Source organism: Prevotella heparinolytica, assembly GCF_002998535.1.
GTDB classification, from domain to species: domain Bacteria; phylum Bacteroidota; class Bacteroidia; order Bacteroidales; family Bacteroidaceae; genus Bacteroides; species Bacteroides heparinolyticus.
This window is the reverse complement of sequence record NZ_CP027234.1, coordinates 3,270,767-3,293,165: the sequence shown is the minus strand read 5'-3', so window position 1 is coordinate 3,293,165 and position 22,399 is coordinate 3,270,767. Positions and strand designations below refer to the sequence as shown.

General features: G+C 47.4%; 19 protein-coding genes and 1 other RNA gene. 3 read left to right on the top strand and 17 right to left on the bottom strand.

Going from position 1 to position 22,399, the window contains the following annotated elements:
* Window positions 1–27: 27 nt before the first annotated feature.
* Complete coding sequence (locus tag C3V43_RS13275) at window positions 28–1,698, bottom strand: M23 family metallopeptidase (protein WP_106070168.1); 1,671 nt, start codon at window positions 1,696–1,698, stop codon at window positions 28–30.
* A gap of 260 nt (window positions 1,699–1,958) precedes the next feature.
* Between C3V43_RS13275 and ald the strand changes: the two genes are divergently transcribed.
* On the top strand, window positions 1,959–3,065 hold the full coding sequence (ald, locus tag C3V43_RS13270; protein ID WP_106070167.1) for an alanine dehydrogenase: 1,107 nt from the start codon (window positions 1,959–1,961) through the stop codon (window positions 3,063–3,065).
* An 89-nt stretch (window positions 3,066–3,154) separates the two neighbouring features.
* On the opposite strand, the gene C3V43_RS13265 is transcribed toward ald, so the two are convergent.
* The 7 genes from C3V43_RS13265 to C3V43_RS13235 all read right to left on the bottom strand — a co-directional run bounded on the left by C3V43_RS13265 (window position 3,155) and on the right by C3V43_RS13235 (window position 8,715).
* Complete coding sequence (locus tag C3V43_RS13265; RefSeq protein ID WP_106070601.1) at window positions 3,155–4,102, bottom strand: NAD(P)H-dependent flavin oxidoreductase; 948 nt, start codon at window positions 4,100–4,102, stop codon at window positions 3,155–3,157.
* Between the two features lie 163 nt (window positions 4,103–4,265).
* Window positions 4,266–4,931, bottom strand: a complete 666-nt coding sequence (locus C3V43_RS13260; RefSeq protein WP_106070166.1) for a DUF4858 domain-containing protein — start codon at window positions 4,929–4,931, stop codon at window positions 4,266–4,268.
* A 56-nt stretch (window positions 4,932–4,987) separates the two neighbouring features.
* Window positions 4,988–5,545, bottom strand: a complete 558-nt coding sequence (locus C3V43_RS13255; protein ID WP_106070165.1) for a DUF4943 family protein — start codon at window positions 5,543–5,545, stop codon at window positions 4,988–4,990.
* Between the two features lie 18 nt (window positions 5,546–5,563).
* On the bottom strand, window positions 5,564–6,655 hold the full coding sequence (locus C3V43_RS13250; protein ID WP_106070600.1) for a putative outer membrane beta-barrel protein: 1,092 nt from the start codon (window positions 6,653–6,655) through the stop codon (window positions 5,564–5,566).
* Complete coding sequence (locus C3V43_RS13245) at window positions 6,642–7,193, bottom strand: RNA polymerase sigma factor (RefSeq protein ID WP_106070164.1); 552 nt, start codon at window positions 7,191–7,193, stop codon at window positions 6,642–6,644. Before C3V43_RS13245 ends, C3V43_RS13250 begins: the two co-directional genes overlap by 14 nt.
* A 288-nt stretch (window positions 7,194–7,481) precedes the next feature.
* The gene (gene nadC / locus C3V43_RS13240) at window positions 7,482–8,330 is read right to left on the bottom strand and encodes a carboxylating nicotinate-nucleotide diphosphorylase (protein ID WP_106070163.1); all 849 of its coding nucleotides are present in this window, start codon (window positions 8,328–8,330) and stop codon (window positions 7,482–7,484) included.
* Window positions 8,323–8,715 carry a DUF4783 domain-containing protein gene (locus C3V43_RS13235; RefSeq protein WP_106070162.1) on the bottom strand — a complete coding sequence of 131 codons (393 nt, stop codon included), beginning with the start codon at window positions 8,713–8,715 and terminating at the stop codon, window positions 8,323–8,325. Before C3V43_RS13235 ends, nadC begins: the two co-directional genes overlap by 8 nt.
* Before the next feature lie 234 nt (window positions 8,716–8,949).
* Between C3V43_RS13235 and rlmH the strand changes: the two genes are divergently transcribed.
* Window positions 8,950–9,423, top strand: a complete 474-nt coding sequence (gene rlmH / locus C3V43_RS13230) for a 23S rRNA (pseudouridine(1915)-N(3))-methyltransferase RlmH (RefSeq protein ID WP_106070161.1) — start codon at window positions 8,950–8,952, stop codon at window positions 9,421–9,423.
* A gap of 201 nt (window positions 9,424–9,624) precedes the next feature.
* Here the strand turns inward: rlmH and C3V43_RS13225 are convergent, their stop codons facing one another.
* The 9 genes from C3V43_RS13225 to C3V43_RS13185 all read right to left on the bottom strand — a co-directional run bounded on the left by C3V43_RS13225 (window position 9,625) and on the right by C3V43_RS13185 (window position 21,523).
* A complete protein-coding gene (locus tag C3V43_RS13225; protein ID WP_106070599.1) occupies window positions 9,625–9,990 on the bottom strand; it encodes a MarR family winged helix-turn-helix transcriptional regulator in 366 nt (121 codons plus the stop codon).
* An 11-nt stretch (window positions 9,991–10,001) separates the two neighbouring features.
* A complete protein-coding gene (locus C3V43_RS13220) occupies window positions 10,002–12,470 on the bottom strand; it encodes an FAD-dependent oxidoreductase (protein ID WP_106070160.1) in 2,469 nt (822 codons plus the stop codon).
* A gap of 496 nt (window positions 12,471–12,966) precedes the next feature.
* Complete coding sequence (locus C3V43_RS13215; protein WP_106043464.1) at window positions 12,967–14,214, bottom strand: clostripain-related cysteine peptidase; 1,248 nt, start codon at window positions 14,212–14,214, stop codon at window positions 12,967–12,969.
* A 30-nt stretch (window positions 14,215–14,244) separates the two neighbouring features.
* Window positions 14,245–14,643 carry a hypothetical protein gene (locus tag C3V43_RS13210; protein WP_106042790.1) on the bottom strand — a complete coding sequence of 133 codons (399 nt, stop codon included), beginning with the start codon at window positions 14,641–14,643 and terminating at the stop codon, window positions 14,245–14,247.
* 146 nt (window positions 14,644–14,789) lie between these two features.
* Window positions 14,790–15,650 (bottom strand): sigma-70 family RNA polymerase sigma factor, encoded by an 861-nt coding sequence (locus C3V43_RS13205; RefSeq protein WP_106042788.1) that lies wholly within the window; start codon window positions 15,648–15,650, stop codon window positions 14,790–14,792.
* Window positions 15,651–15,877: 227 nt separating this feature from the next.
* Window positions 15,878–17,449 (bottom strand): trypsin-like peptidase domain-containing protein, encoded by a 1,572-nt coding sequence (locus C3V43_RS13200; RefSeq protein WP_106070159.1) that lies wholly within the window; start codon window positions 17,447–17,449, stop codon window positions 15,878–15,880.
* Between the two features lie 235 nt (window positions 17,450–17,684).
* Window positions 17,685–19,019 carry a transglutaminase-like domain-containing protein gene (locus tag C3V43_RS13195; RefSeq protein WP_106070158.1) on the bottom strand — a complete coding sequence of 445 codons (1,335 nt, stop codon included), beginning with the start codon at window positions 19,017–19,019 and terminating at the stop codon, window positions 17,685–17,687.
* Between the two features lie 9 nt (window positions 19,020–19,028).
* Complete coding sequence (locus tag C3V43_RS13190; RefSeq protein ID WP_106070157.1) at window positions 19,029–20,201, bottom strand: dipeptide epimerase; 1,173 nt, start codon at window positions 20,199–20,201, stop codon at window positions 19,029–19,031.
* A 95-nt stretch (window positions 20,202–20,296) separates the two neighbouring features.
* Window positions 20,297–21,523: a C40 family peptidase gene (locus C3V43_RS13185; protein WP_106070156.1), complete on the bottom strand. Its 1,227-nt coding sequence runs from the start codon at window positions 21,521–21,523 to the stop codon at window positions 20,297–20,299.
* Between the two features lie 439 nt (window positions 21,524–21,962).
* On the opposite strand from C3V43_RS13185, the gene rnpB reads away from it, so the two are divergent.
* Window positions 21,963–22,380: RNase P RNA component class A (gene rnpB / locus C3V43_RS13180), an RNA gene on the top strand.
* Window positions 22,381–22,399: the final 19 nt, after the last annotated feature.

Below are 22,399 nucleotides of genomic sequence, written 5' to 3'. Positions count from 1 at the left end.
CTATTCAGAACAAAAACCGGCCGCTCATCACCAGACAAATTCAAACCGTTCGGTGGTTTGGTTGCCGCAACCATCGGTCACCGTCATCTCGACCACATGCTTGCCTCCTTTTTTCACATGCTTGGGGTCGAGTTCACAAATCAAGTGTCCGTTGATAGAATTCTGTTTGCCGAACAAAGCATATTTGCCGTCAATCGTACCCCGATAAGCGCCGATGCCCGTTTCCTTGTCTTTAGCCTTAAAAGTGATGCACCCCGTCCGTGCCCATTGAGGCTTATTGAGCGGAATGATTTCGGGCGGCACGGTGTCTACCGCTACGGTGTACGTCCCCAAATCACGAACACGCACTTTCATGAAACCGTCTTCGTATTTACCGCCAATGCCGTATTTCCCGCCACGCGACGTAACACCTGCCACGTAGTACTTCGTTATGTCTTCCACCGGACGGCGACGCAACCCGATACGCAGTTCGCAAGTCCCGTGCATGGAAACAGGAGTATCGTTCAGTTGATAAGTAAAAGCCACGTCACCGCTATCGGCCCGTACGGCATAATTCAAGTACACATCATCATAAAGCATGCCTTTAGGAACTACAAGCTCCAGACCGGGTTCTTGCAGGTAATTCACCTTATCCCACTTGAAAACATATTTCTCACGGTGTTTCACCGGTGCAATCTCCATCTTCTTGCCTTGCACGATGAAACGTACTTTGGAGGTATTGCCCTGCGCATCGCTCAATGTATAGACAAACCGATAGGGACGTTCCTCGTCGATATTTATCAACCCCCGGTTGCCATTGGAGGCATGGAGCATGCGCAAACGGTTGCCCGGCTCGATGAACGACTTCATATACCGCCCGTGCGTCCACGAGTTGATATAGAGATTTTCTTCGTATGCAAAACGGTCTACCACACTACGGAATACCTCCTTGCCGTCCACTTCCAGGATAACGTTCTTTACACCGTATTTATTATGCACCCCGTCCATGTAATCGTAAGCGCTGATGGCTGCACCTATCACTCCCCAAGCAGTAATCGGCTTCATCGGCCGCGCCGGAAAAGCCTGATTCGTCTGTTTGCCTTCCACCACACCTTTGCCCGGCCGGGGAAACAACATGATGCCCTCGGCACGCGGCGCCGTATTGTCCTTCACCTTATCCATGAAAAAGGGAAGCGGGTCTATGTACTCTTCCGTCTTTGTTTCGAGCATATCCAGATGGAGATGCGGTCCGAAAGAGTATCCGGTATTACCGCTCAAAGCAATGACCTGTCCTGCCTTCACAGGATATTCATCCGGTTCGGGAATAATCTCCACCTCCCAGCTTTCTTTCTCATATTGCAGGCTCTCTACCCTGCGAGCCACATCGCCCACAAAGGCACTTAGATGACGGTTGATGGTAGTATATCCGTTGTCATAGACAACATCGAGCACATACCCCGAACCGTGATTGACGCGGATTCGCGAAATATACCCGTCCGCCAATGCACGCACCGGCTTACCGACGGTGCCTTGAGTCTTGAAATCCAACCCTCCGTGGAAGTGATTGGCGCGTATCTCACCGAAATTGCCGGAGAAAGTAATGGGAAAATCAAACGGAGGAACAAAAATAACCTTATTTGCAACAGGCGCTTCCTGAGCATATCCGCTTTGCAGCCCGGTAATCAAAAAGAAGAAAAAGAGAAGTATAGGATGTTTCATATTTTATCACTTAATGCCACAAAGATAAAAAGAATAGTTCTCACAGCCTACATTGCTTATAGAAAATAATAGGCCAAGGAGACGACTTAAAATAGGCACCGCCTACCTTGCGGTATATATGTACGGATAATGACGATGAATACAGAGAAGCTGCGTCATCGACCCCATGAAGTTTCTGCTAAAAAACATAAACACTGCGATGACACCGAAACCGAGAAATCACTATCTTGCGCCATGTTTAACCCTTAAATTCTAAGGTCATGATTATCGGAGTACCTAAAGAAATCAAAAACAATGAAAACCGCGTGGGAATGACCCCTGCCGGAGTAGCCGAATTGGTGAAACGTGGTCATACAGTGTATGTGCAAGCCTCAGCAGGCGCAAACAGCGGTTTCTCTGACGATGACTACATCGCCGTAGGTGCAAAGACCTTACCTTCCATTGAGGAGACGTATGCCATAGCCGACATGATTGTCAAGGTAAAGGAACCCATTGCACCGGAGTACAAACTGATTAAAAAAGGACAGGTAGTATTCACTTACTTCCACTTTGCCGCCGATAAATTATTGACCGAAGCCATGATTGAAAGCGGTGCCATCTGCATTGCTTACGAAACCGTAGAGAAAGAAGACCATTCTCTGCCATTGCTCACTCCCATGAGTGAAGTGGCAGGACGCATGGCTACCCAAGTGGGAGCACGCTTCCTTGAGAAACCGCAAGGCGGAAAAGGAAAACTGATGGGGGGTGTGACGGGAGTACGTCCGGCACGTGTGCTTATTCTCGGTGGAGGCATTGTAGGAACCAACGCCGCACAAATAGCTGCCGGCATGGGAGCGGAAGTCTTGATTGCCGACATCAACCTGCCTCGCTTGCGCTATCTCAGCGAAGTAATGCCCAAGAACGTGAAAACGCTCTATTCTTCCACCCATAACATCAAAATGGAATTGCCCAATATCGACCTCGTCATCGGTTCTGTTCTCATTCCCGGCGACAAAGCGCCCCATCTCATCACTAAAGAGATGCTGAAGCTGATGAAACCGGGCACTGTGCTGGTGGACGTTGCCATCGACCAAGGTGGATGTTTCGAGACCTCCCACCCAACCACGCACAGCGACCCCGCATATCTGATAGACGGCATTGTGCATTATGCAGTAGCCAATATTCCCGGCGCCGTACCTTTTACATCTACCATGGCACTGACCAACGCCACCTTGCCCTATACCGTGGACTTGGCATGCAAAGGATGGAAACAAGCCTGCAAGGACGACCCGGCATTGGCATTGGGAGTAAATGTTGTGGAAGGCAAAGTCACCTATAAAGCGGTGGCAGATGTGTTCGGACTGAAATATGAGCCGTTAGTGATATAAATCCAAAACGGGAAAACAATCCACGGAACTACACGGATTAGCATCATTCTATGGCTAATCCGTGTATTCCATATCACTCCATACCTCTTCTAAAACATCTCCTTCATTCTCTCCCATGCCCGCTTGCTCTCTTCCGCCAGTTCTTGCATGACTGCCGCGACAGACTGCACTCCTTTACCTTGAAGCAAAGCAGATACCTGCCCAATCTCCAGTTCGCCCTCTTCAAGATCGCCTTCAAAGATGCCTCGCTTGGCACGACCGCGGCCTAAAAGTACCCGCAACTCCTCCTCCGTGGCACCGGCTGCTTCAGCAGCCTCTACTGCACTACGGAAATTGTTACGTACCAAGCGTACCGGAGCAAGTTTCTTCAAAAGCAGACGGGTGTCTCCTTCTTCCAGATGCAGACAATAATCCTTGAACACCTCGCTCGCAGAGCTTTCTGCCGTCAAAGCAAAACGAGTTCCTATCTGCACTCCTTCTGCCCCCAACACACGGGCGGCAAGTATTGCTTCACCGGTAGCAATGCCTCCGGCTGCAATCAACGGCAGCGTAGTAGCCGCACGCACGGCAGGAATGAGGCACATGGTAGTGGTTTCTTCCCTTCCATTGTGTCCGCCGGCCTCAAAACCTTCGGCAACAATGGCATCGACGCCCGCCTCCTCTGCTTTCATGGCAAAACGAGAAGAAGAAACAACATGCGCCACAATAATGCCACGTTGGTGCAGCCAGTCGGTCCATTTCTTCGGACTGCCGGCCGAAGTAAATACAATCTTCACTCCTTCGTCCGCCACAATCTGCATTATTTCTTCTATTTGAGGGTACATCAAAGGGATGTTTACACCAAACGGACGTGAGGTAGCCGCACGACATTTTCTGATGTGCTCCTGCAACGTATCGGGGTGCATGGAGCCTGCACCCAACAGTCCTAAACCACCCGCATTACTCACCGCAGCAGCCAATCTCCAGCCACTGCACCACACCATACCGCCTTGAATTATCGGATATTGTATTCCGAAAAGAGAGGTCACTCTGTTCATTTCCATTACTGTGAAAAGTTATTGTAGAAAAAACAAAAGAGGGAACAAGAAAGTTCAGAAAAGAGAAATACAAAAAAAGAGAAAAGCCCGCAGGATGTTTTCCCCTCAAGCCCTTCTACGGAATGGTTCATAATACTTTCAAGAAAACAGTTTCAGATACCGCCTACTCCGCCTCCTTACGAAGCAAAGAGGAAGGAAGAGAGAGGCTCTTCAACACCTCCAACGTACGCGCACGCCGTTTACGCCCTTTATAATCCCAAAACTCTTTGGTGAAAGGAGTCATCAAGTCAATACCGGACGGTTTGCCTGAGACGCCTTGCCAACCGCCAACTGCCATGTTGTTGGCCCGCTCTGTCATCCGGTAGCGTAAACCGGTAGCTTCAATCTGTTCTATGGTCTCACGCGGACCGGCATCAAAGGGGGACTTTGCCCAATTGGTAGGTATCAAGAGAGTTTTGAGTGCATAGAATTCATCCCCTCGCCAAGTGTTTTTATCAATCTTGATTTTTTTCTGGTAAACCGGATCCCAGTTATATCGGGTATTGGCTGTATAAGGACGAAGAGTCAGTTTCACTTTCTGTTCCGACACTCGCGGAAAAACAGGCATAGAAGCGTCAAAATCCATCCACGACTTATGTGTCTCGGCCTTCGGATTATTCAAAGGAGCAGTGGCATCCAGCTCTTTCAAGACCTCCGGATTCAGCTTTATCTCGCCCTTTCCTCTTAATAGTTGCTGCAATCGCAACGAGTCTTGAGGCGTCCAGTTTTGGGCATAGAATGGGAAGGCCACTACAACGAGCAGCCCCCCAAAGAGTAGAAATCTTTTCACCTAACCTGATTTACTAATACCTGATTTATAATATCAACACCTATTGAACCTGAAAATCACCACCACATGTATCCGCTCCCGCAAAGCGGTTCGTCATAACAGGGATCGACGGTCCACATGGTTTTGGGATATTTCCGTGTTTCCCACCAGCGTCGATAACGGGCGGCCGCATCCAGCACTTCATCGTCAGAGAGGAAGTAGATGCCTTCATAATTCTCAGCATCCGTATGCACCATTTTGCATCCCATCGAAGCATTATGCCCGAGACGGATGGTTTCTACCGTCCACAGAATGCACTCGCCCAAGCGAAGCTTGCCGCCGGCCGAATAGGATACCGGCGCCAACGGGAAAGAAGGTATCACCGTCAGGTCTTCAACATATTTCAACAGGCCTTCTATGTCTTCGGAAGTAAACTTGGGCATGCTGCTCAATCCGTCCGGACTTTGCGTGGAATATTTGCCGGCCTTCAATTGTTTTACGAATAAGTCGACATTCGGATGGTTATAGTCCAACGTTTCTTTACTGCAAGAGAACAGAGAGAAAACGGAAAGCGTAAAAAACACAAACAGTACAAACTGACTGTGTATATGTAATTTGCGGTATAGAGTCTTCATATTTGTATCGTATTAAGATTAATAAGTCACACGTACGCCGCACAACAGATTCAGATTAGTGGGGCGTTCCGTGCGTAAAGTTCTGCTTTGCGAATCTGTGTCGAAATGATGGGAAACGGAAGGTTCGGCAAATAAGGCAAAACGATCGCTCATTTTATAGCGCACCCCTACTCCGGCAACGACTGACAACTGCACCGGTTCTGCTTCAAACCCATTATCCGGTGCACCGGCAATACATTTCTCGGCCGCTCCACCTACCATAGCATATAAATCGACTTTAGGAGTACTTGCCAACATCATGTTCAGTTTCACAGGAATTCCCAGCGTATGCAATGTATGCTCCCCTCCCAAACGATTGTATTGAAGACCGGCTTCCAAAGAAAGGGACTTATTCAGGGCAGCCTCCATACTGATGCCGGCAGTCAACGGCATGTGGAAGTCGTCTTTAGGCAAAGAAGTGCCGACAGCAACTTTCACCGCCCGATTGTACTTTTTTACCTCGGTCTTGGCCGGTGCGGCTTCTTCCACGGAAACATCGGCATGATTTATTTCCGAACCGATATCCGTATCATCGGTATCCGTATGATAAGCTCCGTTCTGCACAGGACTTACATTGTCATAGAATCCGTTTCCTGATTGCCGGGCATTGCCATAAACCCGCTGAGTTATCCTGATGGAAACGCGGACGGATACGGCTTCTTCTTCATCGGCTTGTGCTGCCAACCCTGCCGGAATGCCGCTACCCGTAGGTTGCTTGATACCGTTTTTGGGCATCATAGGAGTTGCCTGATGAATGGAAGGAAAGCTCTCTTGTATCACATCACCGTTCAGGCTACCCTCCGGTGTCATGGCTGCAACTTGTGTAAAGGCTTCCTTAATCTCTTCTTCAGGAGAGAAATACCAAAAAGCGGCAGAGGCTGCTCCCAATACGAGCACAATCGATGCGGCGGCCGCAATGCGACAGTGCTTTGGAGAAAGAAGAATCTGTTTCTTGAAAGAGGCCGGAGGCAGTTCGCGTTCCAACTCTTCCCAAAACCCCTCCCGCACAGGCATCTCTGCACCGGAAAGACGGTTACGGAATAAACCGGTTATTTCATCATTTTCTCTCATTTTCAGCATATTCTTTAATTCTTTTTATCAACAAACACTTGGCACGATGCAACTGCGAGGTGGATGAATGTTCTTTGATGTGGAGTATTTCCGCTATTTCCTTATGCGATTTCTCTTCAAAGACATACAAGTTGAACACCGTGCGGCATCCATCGGGAAGTTCCGCTACAAATTCCATCAACACCTCTTCGGAAAGATGGCTGCCGGTTTCGGCAAAATCGGCATCGTCCGGCACGTCAGGAAGATGTTCTTCATTCACCACCAGTTGGACGAAGCGCTGCTGCCTCCGAAGGTAATCTATGGCTTGTGTCACCATCACCCTTGTCACCCACGTGCTCAATGCACACTCTCCGCGAAACGTGAAGTGGGTGAAAATCTTTATGAAACCATCGTGCAATACGTCATGGGCCGCATCGACGTCGCCCGTGTAACGGTAGCACACCGCCAGCATCTGCTTGGAGTAGAGGGTGTATAGCTCCTTTCGGGCAGAATCCTTTCCGGCCCGGCAGCCCTCTATCAGTTCTATTTCATTTTCCAACGTCAGTGCCTTTTTTACGGACGCTCTTTGCGTCGTTTGTCAATTAGACGCAGCATTTCCTGAAATGCTGCAATGTAATATGCAAAAATAAGTTAGAGCTTTTTTAATTTTTGCCCGGCTTCATTTGGGGGAAGACTCTAATGAAGCCGTAAATTGCCGAAAAGAGATACTCAAACAGACTCTAATATATGCAAATGATAAAGAAACCTCCCATAAGCGCTTGCCACAGTATTGCAAACCTTATGAGAGGTTTCCTTCTCGTTCTACAATAATGCTTTTATAGCCTTTTCAACAAGCTTTAAAGCTCATATCCAGTCCCTTGACGGAGTGAGTCAGTGCCCCGACCGAGATAAAGTCCACACCGCACTCGGCATAGTCGCGCAAGGTATCGAACGTGATTCCGCCTGAGGATTCCGTTTCATAACGGCCTGCCACCATTGCTACTGCCTTCTTTGTCATTTCGGGCGTGAAGTTATCGAACATGATACGGTCTACACCGCCCAAGTCGAGTACCTGCTGCAATTCGTCGAAGTTGCGCACTTCTATTTCAATCTTCAGATTCTTGCCTTTCTCCTTGCAATATTCCTTGGCACGGATAATGGCCTTATCGATGCCTCCTGCAAAGTCCACATGATTGTCTTTCAAGAGAATCATATCGAACAAGCCGATGCGATGGTTCACGCCACCGCCGATCTTCACGGCCATCTTCTCAAGAATGCGCATTCCGGGAGTGGTTTTACGGGTATCGAGTACGCGGGTATGAGTTCCTTTCAGCTTCTCGGCATATTTACGGGTCATGGTGGCAATGCCGCTCATGCGTTGCATGATATTCAGCATCAGACGCTCCGTCTGCAACAACGACTGTATCTTGCCTTCCACAATCATGGGTACATCGCCCGGCTTCACTTCGGCTCCATCGTTGATGAATACCTCCACCTTCATGGTGGGGTCGAAACGCCGGAACACTTCTTTGGCTATCTCGATGCCTGCAAGGATACCGGTTTCTTTAATCAGGAGCTTCGATTTTCCCATTGCCGTGGCAGGAATACAGGAAAGGGTCGTGTGGTCTCCGTCGCCTATATCCTCGGCAAAGGCCAGGTCTATCAGCCTGTCAATCAATTCTTCTTCCTTATTCATTTGTATTATCTATCCTTATTTGATGTATAACGTAGTTGTTCTGCACTTTTCTGAAGAAACAATTCACCCGGAAATTTCCATTGGCAGTTGTCAACGTACCGATGACGAAACCCGACTCTTCTCGTTTACCTTGATGGTTCACACTAAAACCGCTGACCTTATGATTGGAAAAGAAAGCAGCCATTGTTTCTTCCGCCGTCTGCTTGTCCGTACGAGTCGATTTGTTCAGAATAATCAAATCGACTTTGTCGCCCAGATACTTGTTAAGTTCCTGAGCGCTCCCTTCCTTGAAAGCTCCAATCACTCCCTCCGGAACATCCTGCGCCATAAGCGAAGAGATCCAGATGAAGAGACCGGTCAACAAAAAGATTACCCGTTTTTTCATTTTCACAAGTATTTAGAGGCTGCTTATATTTCTCCGCCATTCCACTCTTATGAGCTTTCTTTATTAAAGTTTTTTTCCCCGTTTCTACGTCCGAAAAGTAACTCACGGAGAAACCGACAAAAACCTCAAAAGGAGGAATTAAACAGACCTTATGATAGGCAAAGGTAAGCATTTGTCTCAAAATACAATAAAAAAGCACTAAATTTGTGCACTAATCAAGAAAACAGAACCGACATGAAAACAACTCTGCTCGTCGTGGGACGAACCGTGGAACAACATTTTATAACAGCCATCGATGACTACATACAGCGTACCAAGCGTTATCTCTCATTCGAAATGGAGGTCATCCCCGAACTGAAAAACACCAAGAGCCTCTCTGCGGAAGTACAGAAAGAAAAAGAGGGGGAGCTGATTCTGAAAGCCCTCCAGCCGGGCGATGTCATCGTATTGCTGGACGAAGGTGGAAAAGAAATGCGCTCCACAGAGTTTGCCGACTATATGGAGCGCAAGATGAATACCGTGAACAAACGGCTGGTCTTTATCATTGGAGGGCCTTACGGGTTCTCTGCAAAAGTGTATGGGGCTGCCCACGAAAGGCTATCTTTGTCGCGCATGACCTTTTCGCACCAAATGGTGCGCCTCATCTTCGTAGAGCAACTCTATCGGGCAATGACGATACTGAACGGAGGGCCGTATCACCACGAGTGAAGCAGCTATTGTCCCGGATATCCGCACATGATTCTTTTTACCCGTCATACCGACGTTTTCCAGACGGTTTCAGCAAGCGAAACTGTCGGTTTCAGCATGTGAAACTGCCGGTGCCGGCAAGCGAAACTGCCGGTTTCAGCAAATGAAACTCTCGGTGCCGGCAAGTTGAAACCGACTCAGAAAGCCGTATGGCTTATCCTCCTATTGTTTGTTTACAAGATTAACCACCTGCTGCAATAAATCCGACAAGCTGAAGGTGGCATTCTTGATGTCGGCAATCCGTCTCCGGCCTTCCGCCGTCAGGGAGAAACGCATCTGGCGTTTATCTTCCTTGCCAACGAGACGGACTATCAGTTTCTTCTTCTCGACGGAGCAAATCACCTTGGAAGTATTGGAAGCCGACAAACCCAACGTCTCGGCTATCTCTCCGGAAGTGAGCTTAGGTGCTTCTAACAGGGTACAGAGCAGCATGCCCTCATTCAACGACAAATCGTATTTCTGCATAAACTGCACCTCAAACTCGGCAATGGCCCGATAAACATCACGAATTTTGCATAAAGTTTCCATCATCTCCTCCTTTAAATAAACAGATTCACATTGGCCTTATCCGCACGTTCCATATAGGTGGCCACACCGCCTACGGTGACTTCGTCCAGCAATTCCTCACGCCGGATACCCATCATATCCATAGACATCTGGCAGGCTATGAACTCCACACCTTGCATCAAGGCCTGCCTGCGCAAAGACTCCAAAGAATCCACTCCCTTGCGTTTCATCAGGAATCGCATCATACGGCTTCCCATACCAAACATGTTCATTTGAGACAGCTTCAGTTTCAAGGAGCTGGACGGAAGCATCATGCCGAACATCTTGCCAAAGAAATCTTTCTGCACCCGAGGCTTCTGCACTTTCTTCAAAACGTTCAGTCCCCAAAACGTGAAGAAGATGGAGACCTTTTGACCTGTTGCCGCCGCTCCGTTTGCCAAAACAAAAGTAGCCAGCGCCTTATCCAAATCATCGCTGAACAGAATCAGCGTCTTTCCTCTGCCCCCACCTGCATATCCGCCGGAAGAACATGCACAAGCGGAATCGCCTTTCTCGATAACCACCGTATAACGTCCTTTCTCCTCACGGTTCTCGATTAACTTGTTGCCCGTAGTCTCACACCAGGCCGAAGCATCGCGGGCAAAGCCGGCATCGGTCGCCACAATCTCCACACGCTCGCCAATTTCAATGCTGTCTATCGCTTTCTTTACTTGTATGATGGGACCGGGACATTGCAGACCACAGGCATTGACTTTCAGAACTTTCTTCTCTGTATCCGAAACGGAAGAAGCCTCTGCCGAAACCACATCGAACGACGAAGAAACAGTAGCCGATGACAAAGCCGTAGGTGCAGGAAGCGGAGCTACCGCCGTGGAAAAGGTCTTATAACCGCCCATCAGGTTACGCACGTTCCGATAGCCACGCCCCATCAGAATGCGTTGTGCCAAGTAGCCGCGCAATCCCACAGCGCAGAAAAGCACAACGGGCTTGTCTGCCGGAATCTCGGCAAGACGCTCGCGCATTTCATCCAAAGGAATATTGAGGGCGCCCGGAATAGTGCCGAAAGAGAATTCTTCGGCAGTACGTGTATCGACCAGCACTACCTGTTCTTTCTTTTCAAGCAGTTCGCGCCAAGAGATGGCCGGCATGGCGCCGCCTACAATGTTGGACGCCACATATCCGGCAATGGCAATGGGGTCTTTGGCCGAAGAGAAAGGAGGAGCATAGGCATGTTCCGTCTCCATGAGGTCGTATACCGTACCGTCCCGTTTGATGAGACCGGCAATTTGGTCAATGCGCTTGTCCACCCCTTCATAGCCCACACATTGCGCACCATAAAGTTTTCCGGTACGGGGATGAAAAGTCAGTTTCAACGTTATAGGCAACGCATTCGGATAATAACCGGCATGAGAGGAAGAATGCGTCACCGAGCTTTGATACTCCATTCCCCATTGTTTCAAACGTTTGGCGGCAAGTCCGGTAGAAGCGACGGTCATATCGAACACTTTGGCAATAGAGGTGCCGATTGCTCCTTCGTATGAAACAGTATTGCCCAACGCCATATTATCCGCCACGATACGCCCCTGACGATTGGCCGGATTGGCAAGATAATTGAGCCATGGCTTTCCTGTCAGAGGATGCGGATATTCGATGGCATCGCCCACCGCATAAATATCTTTCTCCGAAGTCTCCAGATGTTCATCTACCCAGATACCTCCGGTTTCGCCCAATTTCAATCCGGCTTGTTGTGCCAATGCCGTGGCAGGGCGCACTCCGATGGAAAGAAGTACCATATCGGCCGCAATCGTTTTACCGCTTTTCAGATATACGATAATGCCCTGCTCCGTACGTTGAAAATGCGTAACTCCCTCTTCGAGATACAGAGAAACGCCTTTCTGTATCAAATGTCGGTGGATATGCGCCGCCATAGAAAAATCGATGGGAGCCATCACCTGATTGCCCATCTCCACCACAGAGACCGCTATACCTGCATGATGCAGATTCTCCGCCATCTCCAAACCGATAAAACCGGCACCTACAACAACCGCACGCTTCACTTGCTTACCTGTGACATACGCCTTGATCCGGTCTGTATCCTCCACATTACGCAGTGTGAAGATGCCTTCAGACTCAATGCCCTCCAAAGGAGGCTTCACCGGATTCGCTCCCGGAGACAAAAGCAGTTTGTCATACGCTTCTTCATATTCTTTTCCGTCGGCATTGCGTATCGTAAGGGTTTTGGCCTTTGCATTGATTGCAAGCACTTCATTCTTTACGCGCACGTCGATGCGAAAACGTTTCCCGAATGCTTCGGGTGTCTGTACCAATAACTTATCACGTTCAGCAATAACACCACCTATATAATAAGGTAAACCGCAATTGGCATACGAGATGTGAGGCCCTTTCTCCAATAAGAGGATATCAGCCGTTTCGTCCACTCTTCTCAATCGGGCGGCAGCTGTGGCTCCACCCGCTACACCGCCAACAATTACATATTTCATACTCTTCTCTTTTCACTTTTAAAGTTTGACTGTGCAAAGGAAAGAATAATTCCTCTTATTAAATAATTTCCAATAGAAAATAATGTTAACAGGCTTGTTATTAATAAAAAAGACTACACGAAGAAGAGGCGTTATTCATAAGAAGAAGCATTGCTCTTTTTATCCGGCAACCCACTCTCGGTACATCTTCAGCAACCGAAAACCGGGAGAGACCAATAAAAGCAACCGAAAAAGAAATAGCAGTAGTCGGAGCAATTTCAGGCAGAAATCGGATACACAACCGTCAGCCCAAATATCAGGAGAATGCAGGATGATACAAGCGAGAGCTTGCACTTGTACAAGTGAAGGCCAACGCTTGTACAAGTATAAGGTTACGCTTGTACAAGTGTAGGCTCTCACTTGTACAAGCGTAAATCATTCATTATCAGCAGGGAATTTCTTTATAAAAGAACAAAGATTAGACTACCCTCACTCGGAAAAGAATCGGCAGGCCATGCTACCAACCAAGAAGGGAGAGTCCGGCTGCTTCGTACCACGCAGTGGAGCGATAGGCTATATTGGCAGCCCTCACTTCATAAGCGGTAGACTCGGAAGGAATGTAGTGCGTCACTCCATTAGCGCGGGGTTGCATTGGGAACATTCCTTCAATAGAATCGAACTTTCGTCCAACGAACATAGAGAAGTTCTTTTCGGTTGTATTCCAATAACCGAGGGCAGATGCAAAAGCCTGCTTCCACGCCTGATAGCCGGCATCATCTGTCAGATATTCCATCATTTCCACCATATCGAAATAACCGACATAACTACTTATGGAAGTACGTTTATCGTAATCAAACACTTTGGAACGAAGCTCCGAAACACCCATACCGCTCTGCAAAACCTGCTTTGTAGCCGCCGCCAGTTTCTCCAACTCTGCCGTTTTTAAAACAGTAATGGAAGTCCCCCCCGTCCAATTATCGTTTGATATACCGATACCACCTGTATAAATCTCATTATAGGCCTTAAAATACTCCTCAGCCATGCCGACAGCAGCATTCGATTTAAACATCAATGGCACAATCCTGTCATAAGGAGCACCCGGCCCCGGATTTTCTGTTGGCGACCCCATATAATAATCAGTATATTTGCGTACCTCGTAAGCCACCTCAACAGACATCATAAAACAAGCGTCGAACATGATAAACTCCAGGTGTGGAGCCAATTGCAGCACTTCCACCAAACCGGAGATATTCATTCTGTCATCACCATTCCCCCTATCCTGCCCTATCCAACGGGTTCTGGGAATTTCCAAAGGATATGGAATCCATCCGTCGCAATGCGACCAGTACACCAGCCCGTAGCTATCAGCCGGATATTCTTGGAAAGCACGGCTCAACACTTCTTTCATAACCTGTGTTTCCGTAGACACCTGTTCATCATATTCTTTAAGTATCTCCTTTGTCACTTTCCCACTGCCGTCTTTGTGTATGCGAAACAAGACGGGCTTATCGTTATTATCCAAATAAACCAACAAGTTATGAAGCGAGGAATCGACAGATTTCATTCCTGCCATCATTTCCTCCACATCCTTAGTCGCAAAATCTTGGTTATTGTAATTTTCATCCAAACCATTCTTATCTGCCACGATATAGACCAGCACCGTACGGCTTCCCTCGGCCGGAGGAGCAGGACACTCCTTCTTTTCACATCCGGTCAACAAGATGGAAAAGAATATTCCCATTAAAAGATGAAAATCAAATTTCATAATCATTCGTTTGAGTTTTAAACACAAGGATTATTCCTGAGGCTTCTTGAACTTAAAAGCAGAAGGCTCTATCCCTTGAAGCAGCAACCCTGTACTCTTTTTATACTTCCCTTTCACTTTGGCAGCTTCTTTTTCCAGCTTCTTTTTGTTCTCGGAAAAATAAATCATACAGGTGTAGTCAGGCTTTTTAAAATCAGCTTCCAAATAATTCTTCAACTGATATGTGTATAACTCCCTCTTGGGCAAGAAACCATTCTTGTCTAATTCCACACTATCCAACAACTGGATTTCCGTATAATACACAATTGAATCATTGAAAGAGGCAGCCACTCCAAAGGCATATACCGCCTTCTCTTTATTCTTCATTGTAAAAGCCGGGCACAATGCAAAAACCAAAGCCACGGCACAAAGTATGCGAACGTATTTCATGAATTAATTAAAAGTTTAGTAATAAACCGGAAAGCTATTGACAAAAATCAACAAGCAATCGCGGCAAAGATAAGAAAAAAACCGCATGCTCCGAAAAGCACACGGTTTTTAATTCTTTCTATAAGTCGGAAATCAATATTTCTTATTTATCCCAAATAAGATTTGAGCAATTTGCTACGATTACTTTGTCTTAATCTTCTGATTGCTTTTTCTTTAATCTGGCGTACACGCTCACGGGTCAAGCCGAATTTGTCGCCGATTTCTTCTAATGTCATTTCCTGTTGTCCGATACCGAAAAACATCTGTATGATTTCTTTTTCGCGTTCGGTTAACGTAGAAAGAGCTCTATCAATTTCCCTCGCAAGAGACTCGTTCACCAAAGAGCGGTCGGCCATAGGAGAATCATCGTTGACCAACACATCGAGCAAACTGTTGTCTTCTCCTTCTACGAAAGGTGCGTCCACCGATATGTGGCGTCCTGACACCTTCAACGTATCAGAGATTTTGTCAACAGGGATTTCCAGTTCTTCGGCAAGCTCTTCGGGAGACGGACGGCGCTCGTTTTCCTGTTCAAATTTAGAAAAGGCCTTACTGATTTTATTCAGCGAACCTACCTGATTCAACGGAAGACGCACAATGCGCGACTGCTCTGCCAAAGCTTGTAGAATGGACTGGCGTATCCACCATACTGCATAACTGATGAACTTGAAACCACGTGTTTCATCGAACTTCTCGGCAGCCTTGATCAGTCCTAAATTACCCTCATTAATCAAGTCGGGCAAACTCAAACCTTGGTTCTGGTACTGCTTGGCTACAGATACAACGAAACGCAGATTGGCACGTGTCAGTTTTTCCAATGCAACACGGTCACCCTTGCGGATGCGCTGAGCGAGTTCTACCTCCTCTTCAACAGTAATGAGGTCTTCGCGACCGATTTCCTGCAAATACTTGTCAAGAGAAGCACTCTCTCTGTTAGTGATACTTTTGGTAATCTTAAGTTGTCTCATTCTTAAAAACAGATTTGGGTTGCAAAGTTACTACAAAATCTTTTGTTACAATAATTTTATCTTCACTTTTTTACCTAATTTATATCTCAACCATCATAACAAAAAAGATGTCGACAAATATCTTGCCGACACCTTCTTTTTGGTTTTATTCGCTAATATTAGAGCCTCTTTAGTAAATTCTCGCTCTAACCCTATTTGTATCCTGACAATCTTTACCTTTTATTTCTTTATTCTTGAGTCAAATCCACGGCATACATGGCACGTTTTCCTGACGGGAACATACCGGTGATGAACAAACCTTGTTCAGGTGACTTTCTCGCCTCTTTCATGATTTTTTCCAAGTCGTCCACCGTCTTTACCGACTGACCGTTCGCTTTCAGGATAATAAAACCCTTACGGATTCCTGCATCGGCCATCTTGCCATTAGTAACACCCGTTACTTCCAAGCCATAAGCCAAATTCAACTGTTTCTTCAAAGCGTCTGATATCGGTTTAAAGGCTGCACCAAGAATTTCCATTCCGGCATCTTTAACTACTTTCGTGGTGCCTTGTTCATTTTTCAGCGTCACCGAGATGGTTTTCTCTTTCTTGTCGCGCATCACTTTCACCTGTACTTTGTCGCCCGGACGATGTTTGGCCAGCAACTCCTGCAAGTCGGCAAATTTATGAATAGCCTTACCTTCCATACCCACAATCACATCATCTACCTTCATATCGGAACCGGCAGCAGAACTTCCTTCCATAATTTCACGTACCCAAAGACCGTCTACCACGCCAAACTTCTCGCGAGCCTCTTTCTTGACATCGCTGAATTTCTTGCCTGTCTTATCAGCCATTTGCGTATCGCCCGGTTCTTCCGTAAGGCTTGTTATCGTCACACCCAGCTTCACGCGTTGAACCGTGCCGTATTGTTTCAAATCGGCCACAACTTTCTTCATTATACTGGTAGGAATGGCAAAACCATAACCGGTATTTGAGCCTGTAGGCGAAAACAAAGCAGCGTTAATGCCCACAAGTTCGCCGCGTGCATTTACCAACGCCCCGCCGCTATTACCCTGATTAATGGCAGCATCCGTCTGAATATACGATTCGATACTCTGTTTGCCGGTTGCCTGCCCCATGCCCAAAGAGCGTGCCTTAGCACTGACAATACCGGCCGTTACCGTAGAAGTCAGATTAAAAGGATTTCCTACCGCAAGTACCCATTCGCCTACTTTCAGTGCATCCGAATCACCTACCGGAACAGTGGGGAAATCATCTTCTCCTTCAATCTTAATCAATGCCAAATCCGTTTCTTCATCCGTGCCGATGATACGCCCTTTAAACTGACGGTTATCATTCAACGTCACGCTGATTTCATCAGCACCTGCTATCACATGATTGTTTGTCACGATATAACCGTCTTTGGAAATTATAACGCCCGAACCGAAACCGGTACGCTCCGGCGTCTGCACCTGACGTTTCTGTGTTCCGCCACGATTGCCAAAGAAGTCACCGAAGAAGTCGAAGAACGGGTCGCGCACTTCTACCTCCTGAACTTTGGACGATTGGGTAGAACGGATATGAACCACACCATGAATCGAACTTTCGGCTGCTTGCGTCAAATCAACAGGTTGTAAAGCGGCGGCACTATATGAAGCCAACCGGACATCAGGATTCTGCTCAAACATTTCATCGAACGTACCTGAGGCAACCGACGCCTCGCTCTTCAACATTTTATAAGTAGTAATGCCGGCCACTCCTGAACTAAGGAGTACAATAGCCGCAACTCCAAGAATGTTTTTTGTTGTCTGTTTCATACTAATTTCTATTCTTTAAACTGTTAATATTCGGGTTTCATTTAACATTACGACGTTAAAATAACGACAAAAAACGTTCTGTTATTCCCCTTGTCACTCTTTTTTGTTCTCTTTTAACAGAGGATATTTAGGACTTAACAGCGATTAACGGCAAAGACTGACAAATTAGCATTTATGCACGATTGCCGACTGTTAAAAGACTGACAGATAGTGCATAAAAACAGTATATTGTATCTCAGTAGTTCAGGTAATCAATATCCATGTGATAGTTCCACTGCGGAAAATAAAGGTTACCTCCCTCCCACTCCACTTCACCACGTTGGAAATCAACCGTCTCGCTACGAGGATATTTCTTTGCGGGAACCAACGGCATGCCATAATCCGTATTCACAATCATGCGCCAAGAGTCGATGCCACCCAAAAAGAAATACGTTTCATCCGCATCACGGGCAAAGGCAGGAATGCCGAATGACTGGTCGACAGGAACCCAGCCTATGCCTTCAAAGTAGATTTCCGCCCAGTCGTGCAGATTCCATGCATTCGGATGCATCATGAAACCGCTTTGGAAATGTGCAGGAATGCCACTGATACGGCAGAGAGTGATGAACAACAGACTGACCTGCCCGCAATCGCCATGACGATTATCCAGCACATATTCCGGGATATTCTCAATCGTAGAGTATTCTCGTGCCGAGGCCCACGGAAAATTATCGTTCACCCAACGGAAGATGCGCTTTGCTTTCAGATACGGATTGGTTTCTCCGGCTGTCAATCTGGCAGCAAGTTCGCGCATGCGGGGCGAAAAGATGATATGTTTCTCGCGTTCGGCCGTATATTCTTTATAAAGAGGGGTTGTAGTATCATAAGGCAATACGTCTTCCGGCTTCAGGTTGTGCCACTCGCCGTATGTAGTAAATTCAAATGTCTCGGAAAAGATTGTGGGTTCTCCTTCGACAGCCCGCCGCTCCATATACAACGTAGTATGACGACAATCCTGCGGAGACAATACGTATTCCGATTCACTGGCAGAGATAAGCCTGACATCCTGCTGGCGTGCCTGGTCCGTACGGGGATAAGGCAACCAACAGCGGATGATTTTCCCCGCAGGCACGGCATTCGTATCAACCGTCAAGGTATAAGTGACACGCATACGCTTCGGCGCCACAAGCTTTTTCGCCTCTTTCTTCACGGCAGAGATAATTTCGGGCAGATTCTCCATATTTACCTTCTCGCTGCCACTTAGCGCTGTTCCTTCCTTGCCCGTCTTGATGTCACGGCAAACGGAATCTATACGAAAAAGATTAGGCCCTGCATTGCGGAAATAGCGTTTCTCGCCATCCAGCACCATGTATTCCAAAGCCTTGACATCTTCCCACTGTCGCATTTGCCCGTCGGTCACGTCGGGAATGTATTTACGAATATAATCTTTCACTTGCGCCTCTGTCAGACAGAAATCAGCAAGCAGACGTTGGTGCAGGTCATCATCCCAATTGTATCCCTTGCTCCCCTGCTTGGTGTTGCATGCGGAAACCAACACGAACAGAGATACGATGTACAACAGCTTTCTCATAATCTCCTTTTATAATTTTACCACCCCGATACCCGGCAAGTCGGGCAGCGTAATCTTACCTTTTACCACTTCCATGCCCTCGAAACGGTCGTTCGCAATCAGCAAGTTGCCATCCAAATCGGCAAAATCGACTGCCGGAGAAAATTGCGCGGCAGCAGAGACGGCACACGAAGTTTCCGTCATGCACCCCACCATCACTTTCATGTCCAACGCGCGCGCCAAAGTCACCATTTTCCAAGCCTCGCGCATGCCGGTACATTTCATCAGTTTGATATTGATACCTGTAAAGACACCTTTCAGGCGGGCTACATCTTTCAAGCGCTGAATAGATTCGTCGGCAAATACCGGCAACGGACTTTGTTCGGTTACCCATGCAATGTCGTCCAACTGTTCCTTGGGCATCGGTTGCTCTATCATCACAATGCCTTTTTCCTTCAGCCAATGTATCATGTCGAGGGCATATCGTTTGTCTTTCCAACCTTGGTTGGCATCGATGGCAATCGGAAGATCCGTGACCGAACGGATGGTTTCAATCATTTCCTTATCATTGTCACGCCCCAGTTTCACTTTCAGAATATTGAAGCGCTCGGCACATTCTTTGGTCTTTGCACGTACCACATCGGCCGTATCAATGCCGATGGTGAAAGTTGTGGAAGGAGCTTTTTCCTTGTCCAATCCCCAGATTCTATACCATGGGGCTTGCAACAGCTTGCCCACAAGGTCGTGCAGGGCGATGTCCACCGCCGTCTTGGCGGCAGAGTCGCCGGGAGACAACGTATCGATATAAGCCAATATATCCTCCAGTTGGAATGGGTCGGCAAACCGTCCGATGACATCCTGCACTTTCTTCAAAAAAGCCATCACGCTATCCACTGTACCCAACTCATGTTGCAGATAAGGCGGCATGGACGCTTCGCCATACCCGATAATGCCGTCATACTCTATCTCTACCTGAATGTCAGGGGTAGTGGTACGGGAATATGTGGCCACGGTGAAGACGTGACGCAATTTCAGTTCATAAGGAAAGAAACGCAGTTTCATTTTAGGAGTGACACCCATACGGCTGTTCACATTGAACAAGGAAGGTTGATCGTTACCTCCGGCAAATACATTGTTGATGGCCAAGCCTGAGCCAAGTGTGGCAAAAGCGGCGGTTTTCAGGAATTCTCTTCTGGTTGACATAGTCGGGAAAAACCTCTCCACCATCCCTCCTCCGCAGGAAAGGGAGGTTTGAAGTTACTTTAGTTTATGGTTATACATACGGTTAACAAGAGTCGTTACTCCATCTCCCTACGGGGAAAGAGCCGATAATACCCATTCGTCGCTGTAGTATTTATCGATTTCTCCTTATTTATATAAGGTAATACGCGCGTGGCAAACAGCAATCGGCCCAGATTATATTCATCGAACAATTCGTCATCGGGATTGAAACTGCTGATGCGCACATCGCCTTGCGAATGGATGAAACGCTTGTTCCCGATGTACATTCCCACGTGTACGACACGTTCCTTACGTTCGGACGTTGCTTTGCGTCCGAAGAAAATCAAGTCTCCCGGCTGCAAGTTGCCGAAATCGGAAGCAATGTCGATATGCTTGCCGACGTATGCCTGCTGAGAAGCATCGCGCGGAATGATGATGTCGTGCATAAACAGAACGGTACGCATAAAACCACTGCAATCCACGCCTTTTGAGGAAGTCCCGGCCCAAAGATAAGGTATTCCCATCATGGAGCAAGCCGTGGCAATGATGCTTGCCGCATCTTGTTTGAGAGAAACGCGCCATTTCTTCTCAGGCATAGCGAGCGATTTGGAGATGTACCCTTCGCGACCATCCGGATAGGCCACTCTATAAAAAGCCCCTTTCGCACCCACCCACTTCAAACGGTTTCCGGCAACAACGTCAGAAATGGTCTGCGAGGCCGCGTCGGGTTTTGAATAGACGAAACCGTAATGCGAGGTCACCACAATCTTCTCCGCCGCGTTCCATGCAGCCAGTTCCTCTTGCGTGACGGGATGAACACCTACACGGTGCACCCATGCTATGTAATCATCCGGTGTCTGAATGCGATACCAGCCTTCACGTTGCAGTATCCTGACCGGCATGCCCATCAATCCCTGTGTCATCATCTCCGATGAAAAATCGGCATCAGCACGAAGATTGCACACCGATACATTGACAATGCCATAGGTTTTGCCCTTAAGCTCCTGCTCATCCGGAAGCACCCGCAAGCAATCCATCACTTCGTATCCTCTTTTTGCCAAACCTGCCAGCAGTGCCACCTTTGCTTCAGCCGAAGTGGTGACACCACGCAACATTACGTTCTTCCCCGAAAAAGAATAATCCACATCGAACAAAGCCACACGCTTGTCCGGTGCAAACTTCCGTTTCAAGCTGTCAGACAATTGTGCCACTTCAGCAGGAATGGTACGGTCTCCTACTTCTGAAGCGACAGCAAAAAGCGGAATTAATAGAGAAATGAAAAGGATAAAGGAAAACTTTTTCATCGGCCACTGTTTTTTGAGTATTACTAATGTTAGCAAAGCTACAAATTAATTCCGAAAGAGATACATCTTTTCAGCAATTTTAATAATAAAAGAGCTACCGATGGCATCTGCATCCAAATCCATCCCACGCCTTCCCACATGTAAAGAAATCTGATTATTCGATTTTGTTTTACTAAAATCCGGTTCTATTTTTACTAAAAACCGGACGGATTTTTACTAAAAATTCCCCGAAAACTTAGTAAAAATTGCCTCGATTTTTAGTAAATTTCCACAAGGCTGATTTTCAACGGAATAGCAACCGACACTTTTGTTGTTTTTTTTCTTTCTCCGTCTAATAGACTGAAATCATAAAAAAAAGCCTAAAACAGACTCTACGCAGATTCTAAATCCGCTTATTTGCGATTAATCGCTAAATTGTTGTATCTTTGTCGGCCATAAAGCAGTTGGTCGGTCTGCCGCCTGCACCATGTGCGTGCATGAGGAAAGTCCGGGCAACACAGAGCATCCCACTTCCTAACAGAAAGCTGTCCGCGAGGGTAGGGTAACGCAGAAGAAAATAACCGCCGCAACCGCTGGCTGCGGTAAGGGTGAGAAGGTGAGGTAAGAGCTTACCGGCCTTGTGGCGACACAAGGGCTGTGCGTCTTGGGAGTTGTAAGGTCATGTATACCGGCGTTATGAGGGTTGCTCGCCCCATGTCGGAGGGTAGACCGCTAAAGCCGTATGGCGACATGCGGCTCAGATAAATGGCAGGCACTTCTAAAATGGCGGGAAACGAAAGGTCGGAGATGAATAATCCCGGCACAGGACTTTCTCTTCGGCAGAAGAACAGAACCCGGCTTACAGACCGACTGCTTTTTTTCCTTAAAAAATTGCCA